At 58.1% G+C, this 16,639-nt stretch carries 12 protein-coding genes; 9 read left to right on the top strand and 3 right to left on the bottom strand.

What is annotated here, in order from left to right; all coding sequences use genetic code 11:
- The first annotated feature begins 79 nt into the window (after positions 1–79).
- Both HQL98_01780 and HQL98_01775 read left to right on the top strand, forming a co-directional pair.
- Complete coding sequence (locus HQL98_01780; GenBank protein ID MBF0270791.1) at positions 80–1,534, top strand: hypothetical protein; 1,455 nt, start codon at positions 80–82, stop codon at positions 1,532–1,534.
- A gap of 6 nt (positions 1,535–1,540) precedes the next feature.
- The gene (locus HQL98_01775; protein MBF0270790.1) at positions 1,541–2,230 is read left to right on the top strand and encodes a hypothetical protein; all 690 of its coding nucleotides are present in this window, start codon (positions 1,541–1,543) and stop codon (positions 2,228–2,230) included.
- A 190-nt stretch (positions 2,231–2,420) separates the two neighbouring features.
- Here the strand turns inward: HQL98_01775 and HQL98_01770 are convergent, their stop codons facing one another.
- A complete protein-coding gene (locus tag HQL98_01770) occupies positions 2,421–5,600 on the bottom strand; it encodes an SEL1-like repeat protein (GenBank protein MBF0270789.1) in 3,180 nt (1,059 codons plus the stop codon).
- Between the two features lie 295 nt (positions 5,601–5,895).
- Between HQL98_01770 and HQL98_01765 the strand changes: the two genes are divergently transcribed.
- Both HQL98_01765 and HQL98_01760 read left to right on the top strand, forming a co-directional pair.
- Complete coding sequence (locus HQL98_01765) at positions 5,896–6,912, top strand: flippase-like domain-containing protein (GenBank protein ID MBF0270788.1); 1,017 nt, start codon at positions 5,896–5,898, stop codon at positions 6,910–6,912.
- A 38-nt stretch (positions 6,913–6,950) separates the two neighbouring features.
- Positions 6,951–8,804, top strand: a complete 1,854-nt coding sequence (locus tag HQL98_01760) for a diguanylate cyclase (protein ID MBF0270787.1) — start codon at positions 6,951–6,953, stop codon at positions 8,802–8,804.
- Between the two features lie 64 nt (positions 8,805–8,868).
- Here the strand turns inward: HQL98_01760 and rfbD are convergent, their stop codons facing one another.
- Positions 8,869–9,750 carry a dTDP-4-dehydrorhamnose reductase gene (gene rfbD / locus HQL98_01755; GenBank protein MBF0270786.1) on the bottom strand — a complete coding sequence of 294 codons (882 nt, stop codon included), beginning with the start codon at positions 9,748–9,750 and terminating at the stop codon, positions 8,869–8,871.
- 207 nt (positions 9,751–9,957) lie between these two features.
- Here rfbD and rfaQ point away from each other — a divergent pair, with 207 nt between their 5' ends.
- Genes rfaQ through HQL98_01730 form a run of 5 tightly spaced genes read left to right on the top strand, consistent with a single transcriptional unit; the run spans position 9,958 to position 15,838 of the window.
- A complete protein-coding gene (gene rfaQ / locus HQL98_01750; GenBank protein MBF0270785.1) occupies positions 9,958–11,106 on the top strand; it encodes a putative lipopolysaccharide heptosyltransferase III in 1,149 nt (382 codons plus the stop codon).
- Positions 11,103–11,948 (top strand): glycosyltransferase family 2 protein, encoded by an 846-nt coding sequence (locus HQL98_01745; GenBank protein ID MBF0270784.1) that lies wholly within the window; start codon positions 11,103–11,105, stop codon positions 11,946–11,948. The genes rfaQ and HQL98_01745 overlap by 4 nt, the downstream gene beginning before the upstream one ends.
- Complete coding sequence (locus HQL98_01740) at positions 11,945–13,207, top strand: O-antigen ligase family protein (protein MBF0270783.1); 1,263 nt, start codon at positions 11,945–11,947, stop codon at positions 13,205–13,207. Before HQL98_01745 ends, HQL98_01740 begins: the two co-directional genes overlap by 4 nt.
- 26 nt (positions 13,208–13,233) lie before the next feature.
- Positions 13,234–14,016 (top strand): glycosyltransferase family 2 protein, encoded by a 783-nt coding sequence (locus HQL98_01735; protein ID MBF0270782.1) that lies wholly within the window; start codon positions 13,234–13,236, stop codon positions 14,014–14,016.
- Positions 14,017–14,023: 7 nt separating this feature from the next.
- The gene (locus HQL98_01730) at positions 14,024–15,838 is read left to right on the top strand and encodes an ATP-binding cassette domain-containing protein (GenBank protein MBF0270781.1); all 1,815 of its coding nucleotides are present in this window, start codon (positions 14,024–14,026) and stop codon (positions 15,836–15,838) included.
- 68 nt (positions 15,839–15,906) lie between these two features.
- On the opposite strand, the gene HQL98_01725 is transcribed toward HQL98_01730, so the two are convergent.
- Complete coding sequence (locus HQL98_01725; protein MBF0270780.1) at positions 15,907–16,293, bottom strand: hypothetical protein; 387 nt, start codon at positions 16,291–16,293, stop codon at positions 15,907–15,909.
- Positions 16,294–16,639: the final 346 nt, after the last annotated feature.

Here is a 16,639-nt window from a genome sequence, read left to right as displayed (position 1 = left end):
GGCGGGTGTCAAATCGTCGTCGTCCTGGTGGAGAAGGGCGCCGGGTGGATTGGAAAGTGGCTAACCGGATGGAAACACGATGAGAAAATCCTTGTTGGATGAATGGATTGTAGAGCTGGATGGGGCTACCCATCGGATGCATCGCAGATCCGCCGAACTTTTGGATGATATCTCCACGGTCAAGGGGAACAAGTGGATCTTCAGCGATTTCGGTGGTGCCGTCCCCCGTTTCATGACGGTTGAGGCGCCGGTGAAGTACGCTGAAATCGTCACCCAGAGACGGCTTTTGGAGAGCGGTGACAGCGAAGAACACGCCCGGGTCTGTACCCACTGGAAACGGGCACGGGGCAAGACCTCCACGGAGCTTTTCTTCACCGTGGTGGAAGGCGAACTTTACAGCGCCTACGAAGACCGGGCCCATGACGATCCGGATCACCATCTGCTTTTTTCCGTCAATGCCTTGCTTTACGCCTGCCTGCGGGCCTTTTCCAAAAACAAGACCGTGGTGGTGCTGTTCGAGCATGATCGGCATGTGGATCTGTTGGTGGGACGTTCCGGTCAGGCCTTGGCCTCCAGTCGGGTCTCCAGTTATGGCAACACCCCGGAGGCCAAGGAAAATCAGGCCGAAACCGTGGGACAGGAGATTCGCGCCCTGTTCGCTGATTTGCAGGGCAAACCCGATCTGATCGTCCACTTCAACTGGCTGGCGGGGGTGGAACAGGAGGATGCTTCCTTGACTTCCCACTCCGCCATGTCCGGCAAAACCGGTTTTTCCGGCTTTGGTCAGACCCGGGAAGCCTCCTCCACCGCCACGGGTTGGGTCGGGGGAGGAGAGGCCAGTTCCCTGGGCAAGGAGCAGTCCCGGTTGATGTCCGCGGAGTGGGGACACAAACTGGCCAAAAATTTCAATGTTCCGTTCAAACCGCTGAAACCCCGCCTGTTTGAAATGAAGGACAATGCCTTCGTGGTCTCCTCCATTCCGGAGGTGCTGACCTATCTGTCGGTGGCGGACTCCTCCTCTCCGACTCTGGATCGGGTGCGCTATCAGGCGCAACGTCTGTTGCCCTGGGCCACTTTCATCACCTTGTTGATCGTGGCCGGTCTGTATCTCGGAGCCTTGGCCCTGCAACGTCAGGCCACCGTGTTGACCGAAGAGGCCAATCAACTGACCGATGTCAAGACCATGGCCAGCCTGAAGGTCGATCTTCTGGATCCCGGCTATCAGCAAATGGTCGCCTTTTCCGACAACCTGAATCGCCTCAAGGCCGCGCCTTCTTTGCAAGGGGTGCTCAACGACGTTTCCGGATCCCTCAAGGGCAAGATCGAGTTCGATCAGGTGCAGGTGGAGTACGATGATCACTCCAAAATCCTGATGACCCTGAAAGGACGCATCAAGGAAGGCTTCCCCCAGGCCAGCCAGGATCATGAGGCCTTCATCGCCGGCTTGACCAGTCGCAACTATCGGGTACTCAAGAGCGATTTCTCCACCGATGTCGCCGAGTTGCAGTTTACCCTCAAACTGGAGAGGGAGTAGGCTACCATGAAAGCAAAACATATGGGTTTGATTTCCATGGCCCTGACTGTGTCCGCTGTGATTGCCACCGGCGGATATTTCACGTGGCTGGCGTTGCAACCCGTGGTCAAGCCGATCGTGCTGGCCCCCGGCGGCGCGGCCATGAAGGAAAAAAAACCGGTCCCGGTGGTGGATGACAAGGCCCGAACCGACATCCGCACCTTGATGCCGGAACTCGATCAGTTGCGGGTGCCCCCGTCTCAGGTTCCCGGGAGCGTGGCCATGGAAATGCTGGGTTATTCCAGTCAGCATGTGGCGTCGGATCAGGCCATTTCCAACCGTCCCGAAGAGGATCTGGGCAGCCATGTGGTCTCCATGGCCTATGTTTCCGGGCCGGACCGCTTTGCCGTGATCGACGGGGAGATGTATCAGGAAGGAGATGAACTTAAAGGGGAATCCGGAGCCAAGGTCCGTACCATCACCACGGAAAAAGTCCTGATCGCCGGTCGTTCCATTCGGCAGTGGGTCAAGGTGTTCAACCCGGTTCATGTGGAAAAGAAGAAGGAAGAGAAAAAGGAAGAGAAAAAAGAGGAGTCGAAAGTGGTCGCCGCCCAGGTTCCCGCCGGGTCGGCTTCGTCTGGCAACGTGGGGGAAGCGTTGCAGATGCTCAAGAACTACTCCGACGTGATGAACGCCCTGAAAGGGGCGGGACAATAAACGATGGGGCGTTCGTCTGGTGCGTTTTGACGAACAGTCGCCCAATCGAACCGTGGGGCTGTGCCCCATACCCCGCCAGGGGATGATCCCTCTGGACCTGTGATGGGGCGGATGGGGGGCAGGAAACGGGAGCATGTGTGAAAAAGGGCCGGGGATTTGACTTCCCGGCCCTTTTTTTGATTGGATGGGGTCAGGGGGTCTTGTGGACCGGATTGCCGGAGGAGGCCGCCTGACTGACCGGGGAGGTTTGATGTTTCTTTTCCCGGAGTTCCTTGAACTTTTGCACGATTTCGTCGAGTTGCTTGACCAGTGCGGCTCCTTTGCGCAATTGTTCCGGGGTCATGTCCTGGGTGATCAGGGTGATGTTGCGTTTGGCGTCCTTGTCTTTCTGGGCGGCGGCCAGGGTGTAGAGGGCAAAAGCCATGGGCGTGTTGCGTTTGACGCCCCGTCCCTCTTCGTACATCCAGGCCAGATTTTTCTGGGAACGGGCATCTCCCCGCAAGGTGGCTTTTTGATACCATTTGGCCGCCTCGTTGAGATTCACCGCCACCCCTTTGCCCTCTTCGTGCATCCAGCCCATGCTGCTCAAGGCGCCGGTATGACCCTTGGTGGCGGACTTGCGATACCATTCGATGGCCTTGGCGTAATCCTGTTTGATCCCTTCGCCGTTTTCGTACATGGCGCCCAGGTGATACTGGGCATCCGGGTGATCCTGTTCCGCGGCTTTTTGGAACCACTGGATCGCCTGTTCCGCATCCTTGGGGGGGCCCAGACCAAAGCGGTAATGGGTGCCCAGACCGTTTTGCGCTTCGGCGTTGCCTTGTTTGGCGGCCATTTCAAACATGCGGGTGGCTTCCTGGAAGTTTTGATCCACCCCTTTGCCGGAGCGGTACATCTCCGCCAGAATCAATTGCGCCTTGAGGTTGCCCTGATCCGCCGCCTTGCGGTACCACTTGAAGGATTGAATGCCATCCTGTCGGATGCCCGCGCCCCGTTCAAACAGGATCGCCAGTTGCAGTTGCGCTTCCGGGTGTTCCAGGTTGGCCGCCTTGAAAATCCAGCGGGCCGCCTCTTTGGGATTTTTTTCGACTCCGGTGCCTTTGGTCAGCAGTTGGGCATACTGGAACTGGGCTTCCGCGATATCCTTCTGGGCGGCGTTGAGCAGCCATTGGGCCGCCTTGGCGGGATCGGCCTGGGTGCCCCGTCCCGACAGAAAAAACAGGCCAGCCTTGAATTGGGCCTCGGCCACTCCCTTGTCTGCCGCCGCCAGGTACAAGGTCAGGGCGGTCTGATCGTTCTTGGGCATGCCGGAGCCGGTTTCGTGGGCCACCCCCATTTTGTATTGAGAGTTGGCATCCCCTTGTTTGGCGGCCTTTTCGTGCCATTCCAGGGCCTTGGCGGCGTCGGCCTTGATGCCGTGACCGTTTTCCAGGACTTCCGCCAGGCGGGCCTGGGCTTTGGGGTGTCCCTGCTGGGCGGCCTGTTCGTAGTATTCCGCCGCCTTCTCCTCGTTTTTGGGCACGCCGTTGCCCGACGCGTAAGCCGTGGCCAGTTCAAACCGGGAGACGGCGTCGCCTTGTTTGGCCGCCTGACGGTACCAGTTCAGGGCCACGGTGAGATCCTTGGAAAATCCATCCCCTTTCAGATGCCGTTCGGCCATCTCCCGCATGGCGGCCACGTCGCCCTGGTCGGCTTTGGCCTTGAGGGCGGCCATGGCCTGGGCTTGAATTTCCGCCTGGGTGAGTACCGGCGGACCTGCCGCCTGACTGATGAGGCTCCAGGCCCCATAGCCCAGACCGCCGAGGGTCAGGAGCATCACCCCGATGACCGCGGCCTTGAGTTTCGGATCCTTGGGGAGTTTGCTCATCACCCGTTCCATGCCGTGGAGTTCTTCCTCCGGCATGGCGACTTCCACCGACTTCAACCACTCCTGGATGGTTTTGGGACGATCCGTCTCCACCACCGCCAGGGCTACGTCGATGGCCTTGAGCAGGGATTCCGAATAGCGTCCGATGCCGACTTCCACCGCCGCCACCAGGGGATCCGGCTGATTGCGCATGATGGCGTTGCTGCGTTGCGGCGCTCCCACCGGCTTGCGACCGCTGATGATCCGGTACATCACCGCACCCATGGCGTAGATGTCGGTCCAGGGGCCTTGACGGCTGGCATCCTCGAAATACTGCTCCATGGGGGCGTAGCTCGGGGTGAGCATGGCGGTCATGTTGTCCCCGGCATCGGTCTTGCGGGCGGAACCGAAGTCCAGCAGCACCGGCGTGCCATCTTTTTTGCGAATGAAGATGTTGTCCGGCTTGATGTCCCGATGGATGATGTTTTCCGCGTGCAGCGCCTGAAGTCCTTGCAGCAGCGGCATGACGATCTTGAGGAGTTCCGGTTCCTCCAGGGTTTTTTTCGCCTTGAGTACCGAGCCGAGGGATTCGCCTTCCTCGAACTCCATGGCCATGTAGGCGGAGTTGGCCTCTTCAAAGAAGGTGGCCACCCGCACCAGCGCCGGATGTTTGAAGCGGGCCAGGGTGCGGGCTTCGTTGAGGAAGCGTTCCCGACCTTTGATGAAGGGTTCCTCCTGATCCGGTCCCTTGGGATGGATGCCCCCATCGGTGCCACGGCTGGCCAACTGGGTGGGCAGATACTCCTTGATGGCCACAAAGTTGTTGAGCCGGGTATCCTTGGCCCGATAGGTCAATCCGAAGCCCCCCTGACCCAGCACCTGTTCGATCCGGTACCACATGAGCATGTGACCGATGGGCAGGGCGTCGGAGTTGATCGGTTCCCGGGCGCGGGTGGCCTCGGTGGCGCCGTCTCCATCCGGGTCCAGTTGGGTCAGGGTGGGCAGGGAGGTGTTTTCATCTCCATAATTCAAAGGTGCGCGGGTATGGCCTCCCCGGGTGACCGACGCGGTGACCGACGCGGTGACGGGGGAGGTGGTGGAGCGGGTGGTGGGGGCCATGACCGTGGCCTCGTCATCGGAGACCAGGGAGTGGGGCGGAGCCAGACAGGTGGCTTCGTCGTCGAACGCCAGGGTCGGGGGCGGAGACGGGCGGATGGATTCGCGGTCAAATGTGTCGCTGGATGGTGGCGTCGGCGTGGCCGGCTCGTCGTGGAACTGGAACATCGCGGGTGGAGCCAGACAGGTGGCTTCGTCATCCGGATTGAAGGCCAGAGGGGCCGGTTCTTCGTGGAGTCGCCACGAGGCGGCGGACGAAGCGGAAGCGTCCGGATGCGGGGCGTCTGTGTCGTCCAGGGGTTGGAATTCCAGAGAGAGACCATGGGATTTTCCCTCCTTTCCGCGTTTTTGAGCGTCGTCATCCTCGTCGCGGGGGGCCAGGGAAAGTCCGGCAAAAAACTCACTCACAGTGGTTCTCCTGATCAATCGGCAATTTCTGGAACGAAATGTGAAACATCGTCTGAATCCATGGGGCATGGGGTCAGGTTTATCATTCACATCAACAACTATGCCATAATTTTATCACCAGGGCCACGGAAATGAACCAGCTGCGTTGTCAAAATCCCCGGGAAGCGCGCCGTGGGGGCGAGAACCGGGTTGGTTCTGATCCGACGACGGTGATTGTGCTTCCAGGGGGAGAGTGGTGCATGATATTCTGTCACGTTTTGCAAGGGGTGAACGATCACCGTCGGGGAATGTGCCCATGAAACAGACACTGTGGCAGCGGTTGCTGCCGGTGATCAAACTGGGGGCGAGCGTCAGTTTGATCGCTTTGCTGTGGTATCAGGGCAAACTGGATTTTGCCGCGTTGTGGCTGCTCTCCTCTTCTCCCTGGACCATCGTGATGGCGGTTTTGTTCAGCACCGTCAGTTACAGTCTGGGGGCTTTGCGTTGGATCGTGCTGTTGCGTTCCCAGAGAATTGCGTTGCCTTTGTCCTGGGGACACAAGGTGACGTTTCTGGGGTTGTATTGCAATCTGGTTCTGCCCGGTGGCGGCATGGCGGGGGATGCGGTCCGGTTGGCCCAGGTGATCCGGGTGGCCCCGGAACAGCGGCTGGAGGGATTTCTTTCCTTGTTCGTGGACCGGGCGGTGGGACTGTATGGTATGCTGTTCATCGCCATGCTGGCGATTGTGTCCAACCCCGCTGTGGTGACCGGCATCGGACCGTTGCAACTGATGGCCGGTGTGGTCTTCGGGGCGGTGGTGGGGGTGCCGGTGGGGGCGGTGGTGCTGTATCGGCTGCTGCATTTCCTGACGGAACAAGCCTGGTTTGCCCGCCTGCTGGCCGCGGGTCGCCTGGGTCAGTTGCTCGGGCGGCTGTTGGATATCATCCGTCTTTATCGGAATGCGTTGCCCCAACTGCTGATGGCTTTTCTGCTTACCTTGGTGTTGCAGGGGTTGCTTTTGATGGGACTGGTGCTGGTCTCCATGGCCATGGGCGTGGGCACCTTGACGCCCCTGGACTACGCCTTCGCCACCCCCTGGGCCTGGATGGCCAATTTTCTCCCTTTGACCCCCGGGGGAATTGGCGTGGGGGAGGCGGCGTTCGATCAGATGTGTCGTTGGCTGGAAACCGTGCCCTCGGGAGCCCCCTATGGCACCATTTTCCTGGTGTATCGGATGTTGAACATGCTGGGAAGCTTTCCCGGATTGGTGATTTTCTTTTTCGACCGTCAGAAGGTCCGGGCGGTGATCCAGGAACCTGGAAGCCCTTCTTGAGCGTTGCATGGTGCCGGTTTACCCGTGGGAGAGTCGTGATGCATGGTTTGCGTTTTTCACAGTGGTCGATTCTGGCCAAGATTCTGTTCATCTCCTGTCTCAGCGTGTTGATGTTGCTGTCGATTGTCTTCTTCTATTTCATTCCCAACATTCAGTCGCGGATCATCGACGAAAAAAAGGCCGGTATTCAGCATGTGGTGGAGGTGGTTCACGGAGTGGTGAGCTTTTTTCACCAGGAGTACAAAAAAGGGGTCTTGGAAGAAGAGCAGGCCAAAAAATTGGCCCGGGAAACCTTGAGACAACTCCGCTATCGGGAAAAGGAGTACTTCTGGATCAACGACACCCAACCGGCGATGGTGATGCATCCCAATTTCCCGGAACTGGAAGGAAAATCGTTGGCCGATTACGCCGATCCCCACGGCAAACGGCTGTTCAAGGAGTTCGTGGAAGTGGTGACCCTCAAGGGCCAGGGGTTTGTGGAATACCATTGGCCCAGGCCGGGGGGAAAGGAACCATTGCCGAAAATGTCGTTTGTCAAAGGATTCTCCCCCTGGGGCTGGGTCATCGGCAGCGGCGTCTACATGGATGATGTGGTGACGGAAATCCGGGAGTTGCGGGTGGTGTCCATCAGTGGCGCCACGGTGTTCGCGGTGTTGACTTTGTTGCTGGCCTGGCTGGTGGGACGGGGGATCACCCACCGGTTGAGCAAGGTGATCGTGGGCCTCAAGGAGATCGCCAGCGGCAATGGCAATGTGGATTTGCACAAGCGCATCTCCATTACCTCCATCGACGAAATTGGTGTTCTGTCGAACGAGTTCAATGGGTTGATGGAGTCCATCGCCCGGCTGAACCACTTCAAGAAGGTGATCGAGGAGGATGACACCCTGGAAGATGTCTATACCCGTTTGTGGGAAACCTTCCACGGCGCCTTGAATCTGACCCACTGTCTGATCTACGAAGTGGATGTGATGAACCATACCCTGAAGGTGGTCTATCCGGAGGATGCCGAGGACCAACTTCTGCCTTGCAATCCGGAGATTCTGGTCAACTGTGAGCTGTGCAAGGCCAAAAAGACCGGGCATGAAGTCTCATCCATGGATTTTCCCCGCATTTGTCGTCATTTCCTGCTGTATCAGACCCATGAGCACGCCTGTCTGCCCATGTCCATCGGGGGGGGCACCGTGGGACTGGTGCAGTTCATCATGGAAAAGGTCGAAACCCATGCCGAACGGCAAAGCCGGATCGATGGGATCTTCAAGGCGGGCCAGTATCTCAAGGAGTCTTTGCCGGTCATCGAGTCCAAACGTTTGCTGCAAACCCTGCGGGAGTCGGCCTTGCGGGATCCGTTGACAGGATTGCACAACCGTCGCTTTTTGCAGGAGTGCATCGACGGGATCTGCTTCGGGGCCGTGCGACGCCACAAGAGTCTGGGGGTGTTGATGTGCGATATGGACCATTTCAAGCAGGTCAACGATACCTATGGCCATGGCGCCGGTGACGCGGTTCTGAAAACCCTGGCCAAACTGCTGCGGGATCACGTCCGGGCGGCGGATCTGGTGATCCGGTTCGGCGGCGAGGAGTTCTTGATCGTGCTGGTGGACATCGATTCGGGAGAGACCGGGCAGATTGCCGAAAAGCTGTTGTCCAGCGTGGCCGGCTGCGAGTTCCGGATCAGCAACGGGCGTATTTTGCATAAGACCATCAGCATCGGATATGGGGAGTTTCCCGGGGATTCGGATCAGTTCTGGAATGTGTTGAAATCCGCCGACGTGGCGTTGTACCACTCCAAGACCTCGGGTCGCAATCGGGCCTCCCGGGTCGATTCCCGCATGCTGCTGGCCGCCGATCCGGTGGGGCAGTCGGAAGAGGGCGCGAAATCGGTCACCCTTTGATGGGGCCTGCTTGCCGACGCTCGCGCCGGCCCCGGGGGAAGGGGGCGCGGTTGGCTTGCGTCGATCATGGCAGCAGACGGGGCATCAGGATGTGAACCGCCTGCTGCCAATCCGCCGGTGCGATTCCCAGACGGGTGGCGATTTGTTGACAGTCGAGGCGGGAGTTGGCGGGGCGTCGGGCCGGAGTGGGGTATTCGGCGGTGGTGATGCCCCGGATTTCCTGCACCGCCAGGGGGATCCGTTGCCGGGCCTGTGCGATGATGAAAGCGGCGAACTCATGCCAGGAGACCCCCGGTTCTCCGCAATAGTGATAGGTTCCCCATTCCTGGAACGTCGGTTCCGTGGCGATCCGGCGGGCCAGCGTCAGAAGGGTGTCGGCGATGGCGTCGGCGGGGGTGGGGCCTCCCCACTGATCCCGGACCACCGCCAGGGTCTCTTTTTCCCGGGCGAGCCGCAGCATGGTCTTGACGAAATTCCTGCCGTGAAAGCCGAACACCCAACTGACCCGCACAATGAGATGACGGGACCACAGGGTGCGAATCGCCTCTTCCCCGTCGTATTTGCTCTGCCCGTAGACCCCGATGGGAGCGGCGGGATCGGTTTCGGTGTAGGGAGTGGGACTGCTGCCGTCGAACACATAATCCGTGGACAGATGTATCAACGGACAATCGATGGCGGCACAGGCGGCGGCCAGATGGGCGGGTCCGTCCCGGTTGACCGCGAAAGCCTGGGATGGCTGACTTTCGGCCAGATCCACGGCGGTGAAGGCCGCGGCGTTGATGGTGACGTTGGGGCGGAAGGCATTCACCGCTATGCGCACCGCCTGGGGATCGGTGATGTCCAGGGCGGTCCGGTCCAGGGCCAGCAGGGAGCAGTCGGACTGTTGGGCCAAGGCGGCAATCTCTTGACCCACCTGACCGTGGGCACCGGTGAGCAGCAGTTTCATGGGGGAGTTTTCCTTGGAGTGAAGGGAGTACGGGACTATTAAAACGGTTTCCGGGGTAAAAGGAAAGCCTGTTGCTTTTTTGTTGAATCCTGTTGTTTCCGGAAGCGTTTTGGCTCCGGAGAGCCGGGGGGAAAAGACTTGAGCGTGGTGGAACGGGGTGTTAGATTGGCCTGACAATCAATCCCCATGGACTGTTATTGGAGCGTCATGATGTCAGCGGCAGGGAAAGAAGGGGATCGTCCGGCACGGATTCTGGTGGTCAAATCCCGCTATCTGGGGGATGTGTTGTTGACGGGTCCACTGTTTTCCACCCTCAAGAAGAATTTTCCGGAGTGCCGGATCAGCGTGTTGGTCAAGGCCGGCACCGAGTCGATTCTGGCGGGCCATCCCCATGTCCACGAAGTGTTGACCTTTCCCGAACGGGGAGCCGGAGAGTCCGTCGGCGCGTATGGGCTGCGGCAATGGCGTTGGTGGCAGACGTTGCGGGGGAGACGGTTCGACTGGTCCATCAACACCACCGACGGGGATCGGGGTCACATTGTGGGCTTCGTCAGCGGAGCCGGGGTGCGTATCGGCTTTTTGCGGGTGGACCGGGAGCGGTGGTGGCGGCGTTTCCTGTTGACCCATCCCGTTGCCCATCATGTGGGCCCCCGTCATGCCGTGCTGCGGCATCTGGATCTGATCACCTGGAACAGCCGGATCCGGGAGCTGGATACCCGGGTTTACAACGTTTTTTCCGCGACGGAGTTGTCCACGGTCCGGGAGGGTCTGCTCAAGCAGGGATGGGATGGGGTCAAGCCGTTGGTGCAGATCCATCCCACCGCCCGTTGGCGCTTCAAGAGTTGGACAGCCACCGGCATGGCCCAGGTGATCGACTGGTTGCAAGAGCGAGGGTTTGCCGTGGCCTTGACCGGCAGTCCGGCGGCGGAGGAGATGGCCAATATCGCCGCGATCGTTGCTTTGTGTCGGCTGCCTCCGGTGGACATGGGGGGATGTTTGACGGTCAAGCAGGTGGTGGCCTTGACTTCCTTGTGTCGGCTGTATCTGGGGGTGGATACGGCCATGATGCATATCGCCGCCAGTCTGGATGTGCCGGTGTTGGCGTTGTTTGGTCCGAGCATGCCCTTCGAGTGGGGACCGTGGCCCAATGGCTGGGACTCCTTGACCCGCAATCCCTACGGCAGACAGGGAATCCAGTTCTGCGGACCCCATGGAATCGTGCAGAAGGATTGGCCTTGTGTGCCGTGTCACGGGCGCGGCTGCAACGACAGCCACGTGAGCGACTGTCTGGAACAACTGGACAGTTCGGAAGTCATCGGGGTGCTGCAACGGCTTTTGCCAAGCGAGCGCCCATGAAGGTCTCCTTGATCGTGACCACCTACAACCAGGAAGCCTTTCTGAAGGCTGCGTTGTCCAGCGCCTTGCGCCAGACCCGGCCACCGGATGAGATCATCGTGGCGGATGACGGCTCCGGGCCGCAGACTGGCGCGCTGGTCCACGCCTTTCAGGAACGGTCCGCGGTGCCGGTGATCCATGCGTGGCAGGAGGACCGGGGATTTCGCGCCGCCCGCTGTCGCAATCTGGCCATTGCCCGCGCCCGTGGCGCCTATGTGATTCTGATCGACGGGGACATGATTCTGGATGCCCGTTTCGTGGCCGATCATCTCCAGACGGCCCGGCAAGGCCAGTTCATTCAAGGATCCCGCATCCTGTTGAGTCCGGAGCGCACACAAAAAATTCTGGAAACCGAATCGATCCGGATTCCCTTCTGGACGCCGGGCCTGAGTGGTCGCCACAAGGCGTTGCGTCTCGGGGTGCTGTCGGGGCTGTTGTCCCGGAAAACCCAATCGTTGCGGGGCATTCGTACCTGCAATTTCTCGTTTTGGAAGCAGGACGCCATCGCGGTCAACGGCTTCAACGAGGCCATGGAGGGATGGGGTCGGGAAGATAGCGAATTCGCCGCCCGATTGATCAACAACGGGGGATGGTGTCGCAAGATGGTGTTCAAGGGGGTGGGATATCACCTGCACCATCCTTTGGCGTCACGGGATCAGGTGTCGGTGAACGATGATATTCTGCAACAGACCATCGACGAGAAAAGAGTGTTTTGCCTCCAGGGACTGAACCGGCATCTGCCGGATGGGGAGGGGCTTCGGGATCGGGAATGGCCATCGGGAGGGGAGTCCGGCTTGCCATGAGCGTCGTGTTTCCGTTGCATCCCTGGGCGGTGAGGAGTTTTTTGTTGTTGGGGTTGTCGTTGCCCTTTTCCACGTCGTTGACCACCATCTCCTCCTATCTGACCTTGGTGTTGCTTCTGTTGAGCGGAGGCTGGCGGGAGCGGTGGTTGGCCTTTGGCGCCAGTCGGGTGGCCCAGGCGTTGTTGCTGCTGTTCGTGTTGTTGGGGCTGGGGGTTTTTTACAGCGAATTGACGCTGGCCGAGGCGGCCCGGGTATTTTGGAAGTATCACTATCTGCTGTTGGCGGTTTTGTTGTTGCCGTTTTTCGCGTCGCATCAAAACCGCATGCGGGGGGTCTATCTGTTTGTGGTGGCGATGAGCGGTGTGGTGGTGCTTTCGGTGATCGCCCAGGTGTTTGCCGGATGGTTCCGTCCCGATTCGGTGTTTTATCCGTTGTTCCGCCCGGACAATCCCGGCTTGTTGAAAAGTTACATCTCCACCAGCCTGATGATGTCTTTTTATGTGTTTGTGCTGGCCCAGCACGCCTTCCGGTTTCGGAAAGGTCGTTGGCTCGGGGTGGGCATGGCGGTGCTGGGCATGCAGTACATTCTGTATTTTTCTCCAGGACGCTCCGGATATGTGTTGTTGATGGTGCTGGTCTTCGTCTTCGCCGCTCAGGTGACCCCCCGTCGTTATTTGTTGCTGGTCTGCGCCGCCCTGGGCGTCTTTGGGGTGGTGGTCACCGTCACCTCCAGCACCATCCAGCAACGCATCCAGGCCGCCGTTCTTGACTATCGGCTGTTGCAGGACAAAAGCCACGAAAACTCCATCGGCGCCCGTTACGACTATTTCGTCAATGGCTTGGCGTTGATCCGGGAAAAACCGATTCTGGGGGGCGGAACCGGCAGTGTGTTGGCTCGCTATGAGCGTTTGCAACAGGAACGCTCCCCCCGCCCGTCGCCTCAACCCTCCGCCTCTGGCCTGGTCCAGGCCACCACCACCTTGCCGACCAGCAATCTCCACAACCAGTATCTGGAGTTCGGGGTGCAGTTGGGTCTGATGGGCATGGCGGCGCTGGTTTTGTTGTTTTTTGCGCAGTGGCAGGCCAGTTGCAAGCAGGATGGATTCTTCAGGGATCTGTCACAGGGGTTTGTCGTGCTGTTTGCGCTGGGCTGTTTGCTCAACTCCATGTTGATGGATTTTACCGAGCGGTACTTTTTCACCTATTTCACGGTGGTGCTGTTTGCTCATCTGCGTGGAGGTGACCATGAATCGCTTTGATTGTACTAAAAAAAGAGTGCTGTCGCATGACGCTTCCGATCAGTGTCCAGGTTTTGACCTTCAACAGCGCCCGCCACCTGCGGGCCTGTCTGGAATCGGTGCGTGGCTTCGATGAGGTGATCCTGTGCGACAACGGCTCCACGGATGACACCCTGGAAATCGCTCGTGATTTTGCTAATGTTTTGGTCATTCACAGCCCCTTCATCGGCTTCGGCCCCCTGAGACGCTGGGCCACGGAACAGGCCAGACACGACTGGATCCTGGCCCTGGACAGCGATGAACAACTCTCGGCCGAGGCGTGTCAGGAGATTGTCACCCTGCACGCCAGTCTCGATTCCCAGACCATCTACGCGTTGCCCCGCCGCAACCACTACCGGGGACAGGTCATCCGCTGTTGCGGCTGGCATCCGGATTATGTGAGCCGCCTGTTTCACCGTCGGGTCACGGCCTACAGCGCCGCGTTGGTCCATGAGAGCGTGATCGTCCAACCCGGCATGCGGGTGGTGAAGTTGCGACAGGTGATCCGTCATGACTCCTTCGATGGGGTCTCCGGCTTGATCGACAAGATGCAGCGTTATTCGGATCTGTATGCCAGTCAGTATGCGGGAAAACGTCACGCGGCGGTGCCGATGATTGTTGTAAAAACTTTTATTGCTTTTCTCAAGAACTATTTGCTGCAGGGAGGCATTCTGGATGGTGCCAACGGATTTTTGATATCGGTCTCCAACGCCACTGGCGTGTTTTTCAAATACATGAAATTGCGCGAAGTCAATTCACAATTATCGCTGCGATCAACCCGGGAAGAATGACCCCTCCATGAATGCAAAGCATACAGAACCCCTGTCGGCCGGCAAAGACAAACCAGACGATGATGTCATGCGACGTTTGTATGGCTATACCCGACCCTATCTGCGCTACTGGTCGGTGGCGATCTTGTGCATGATCCTGGTCTCCGGACTCACGGCGCTTCAGGCCTATCTGATCCAACCGGCCTTGGACAAGATTTTTATCGAAAAGGACTATTTCTATTTCACCTATCTGCCCTGGGTGATTGCGGCGGTCTTTTTGTTCAAGGGGATTTGTTATTATTATTATGAGTATTATCTGGAGTTGGTGGGCCAAAGCATCGTGCGGGACATCCGCCTGAAAATCTTCGAGCATCTGCATCGGCAATCCCTCTCTTTCCACTATCAATACTCAACCGGCGAGTTGATTTCCCGCATTCTCAACGATGTCTCCTTGATCCAGGCGAGCATTTCGTCCGCGTCGGTGGGACTGGTCAAGAATGTGTTTCAGATCATCGGGCTGGTGGGTCTGATCTATTATTTGGACTGGCAGTTGGCGATTTTTTGTTCCGGATTCATCGCGGTGGCTTTTCTGCCGGTGATTTTCTTCAGCCGCATTCATCGCCGCCTGAACAACCGCTTGCAAGAGATCATGGCCCATCTGACTGCCGTTTTGCACGAATCCTTGCTCGGCAGTCTGATCATCCAGGCGTTTTGCATGGAACAATTTGAAATCGATCGGTTTTCCCGGGTGATGAAAGAGAATTTCCGGGTGACCATCCAGGACACCAAAACCCGCAAACTCTCCCACGCGGTGATGGAGCAGATCGGCGGCATCGGCATCATCGCCATCATCGTGTATGGCGGCAGCCGGGTGATCGCCGGGGAGTCTTCCACCGGGACGTTTTTTTCGTTTTTGACCGCTTTGGTGATGACCTATGAGCCCATCAAGGGGATCACCAAGATCAACAGCATGATCCAGCAGGGATTGGCGGCGGCCAGCCGGGTGTTTTGGCTTTTGGACCGTGAGCCGGAGATTCAGAATCGGCCCGACGCCATTCCGCTGCCGCCGTTTACCAGCGAAATCCGTTTCGACAGTGTGTGGTTTCGCTATTTGCAATCCGAGGCGGATGTGTTGCAGGGGGTGGATTTCACCCTGAAAAAGGGTCAGAAGATCGCCATCGTCGGACCGAGTGGCAGTGGCAAGACCACCTTGGCCAATCTGTTGCCCCGTTTCGTCGAAGGCACCCAGGGCACCATCCGTTTCGATGGTCACGATATCCGGGGGGTCACCCTGGAAAGTCTGCGTTCCCAGATCGCCGTGGTGACCCAGAACACGGTGTTGTTCAACGACACCATCAGCAACAACATCGCCTATGGCATGCCGGACTGTCCCATGGAAAGGATTCTCCACGCGGCCAGACAGGCCAACGCCCTGGAGTTCATCCAGGCCCTGCCCCAGGGTTTCGACACCCAGATCGGGGAGTCCGGCATTCGTCTCTCCGGGGGACAGCGTCAGCGTTTGGCCGTGGCCCGGGCTTTCATGAAGGATGCCCCGATCTTGATTCTGGACGAGGCCACCTCGGCCCTTGATACCGTGTCGGAACGGGCGGTGCAGGATGCCATCGACCAGTTGATGTCGGGCCGCACCGTGATCATCATTGCTCATCGTCTGATCACGGTGGAGCGGGCCGATCATATTTTACTGCTCAAGAATGGTCGTATCGTGGAAAGCGGCACCCATGCCGAGCTGCTTACCCGCAAGGATGGGGAGTATCGCAAGCTGATCGGCAAGGAGTTGGTGGAAGAAGGAGTACCACTGCTGGCCGAGCCGTCCCAAAATTGATGGGGTCCAGGTGCGCCAGGAAAGGCGCGTGTATCCAAGTGTTGACAAGTGCTGCTGTGCAGGAGTGGTCAAACAGCAGAGGTGCCAACCATGCCCCGTTTCTTTAGGCCATCATTCGGGTTGGTGCGTCGGTGTCTGCGGCCCGGAATATCACCTTGAATCCTGTGGCCTCTGGTAGCCCATCCATGAGTACGATTTACACTTTGATCGAATCCACTTTCATCAAAATAAACAGCATTCTCCTTGCCATATTTTTGTCTAAGAAGACGGAATTGTCGTAAATATTCTATTCTTCTAGTGTGGTTTCTTTCGGAGTAGCGCGTCGTCTTTTTACGGATTTCCATTTTTTGCATCGCTGCGGACACCGTGCTGATGCACACGCCAACGTATTGATCCCGCTCCTGAAGAAAAGCATCTCGAAAATTCCTGTAGGTGAACAAGTTCATGCGCAGCATGGGGCCGCCATGTTGGAGATGGACCATCCCGCCATGGAGGGATGGTGCAGCCACTTGAGCAGGAGGATTGCGAGCAGAGCCGTCCAGATCTGGATGCGCAGAGGGTTCTCCTGGTGGGTGTTGGCGGAACTGGAATCTCGACAATCCCATTTTGCCGTTTTTACCAGGAGAGCGCACCCTCAGAAAGCTGTTTTGGACAAGTGTGAAGAAAATGTGACATAAAAATTTTATAAAAATGGAGAGACATTACATATAATTATTATATAAATTTTATATCTCCTTGTTTTATCATCGGTAGATGTTTATCCTTTCTTTAAGTCTTGTCTATAAAAGCTCTCCTGTATTT

It is taken from the genome of Magnetococcales bacterium (assembly GCA_015231755.1).
Classification (GTDB): Bacteria; Pseudomonadota; Magnetococcia; order Magnetococcales; family Magnetaquicoccaceae; genus Magnetaquiglobus.
The sequence above is the reverse complement of the archived record's forward strand: the minus strand, read 5'-3'. Positions and strand labels throughout refer to the sequence as shown.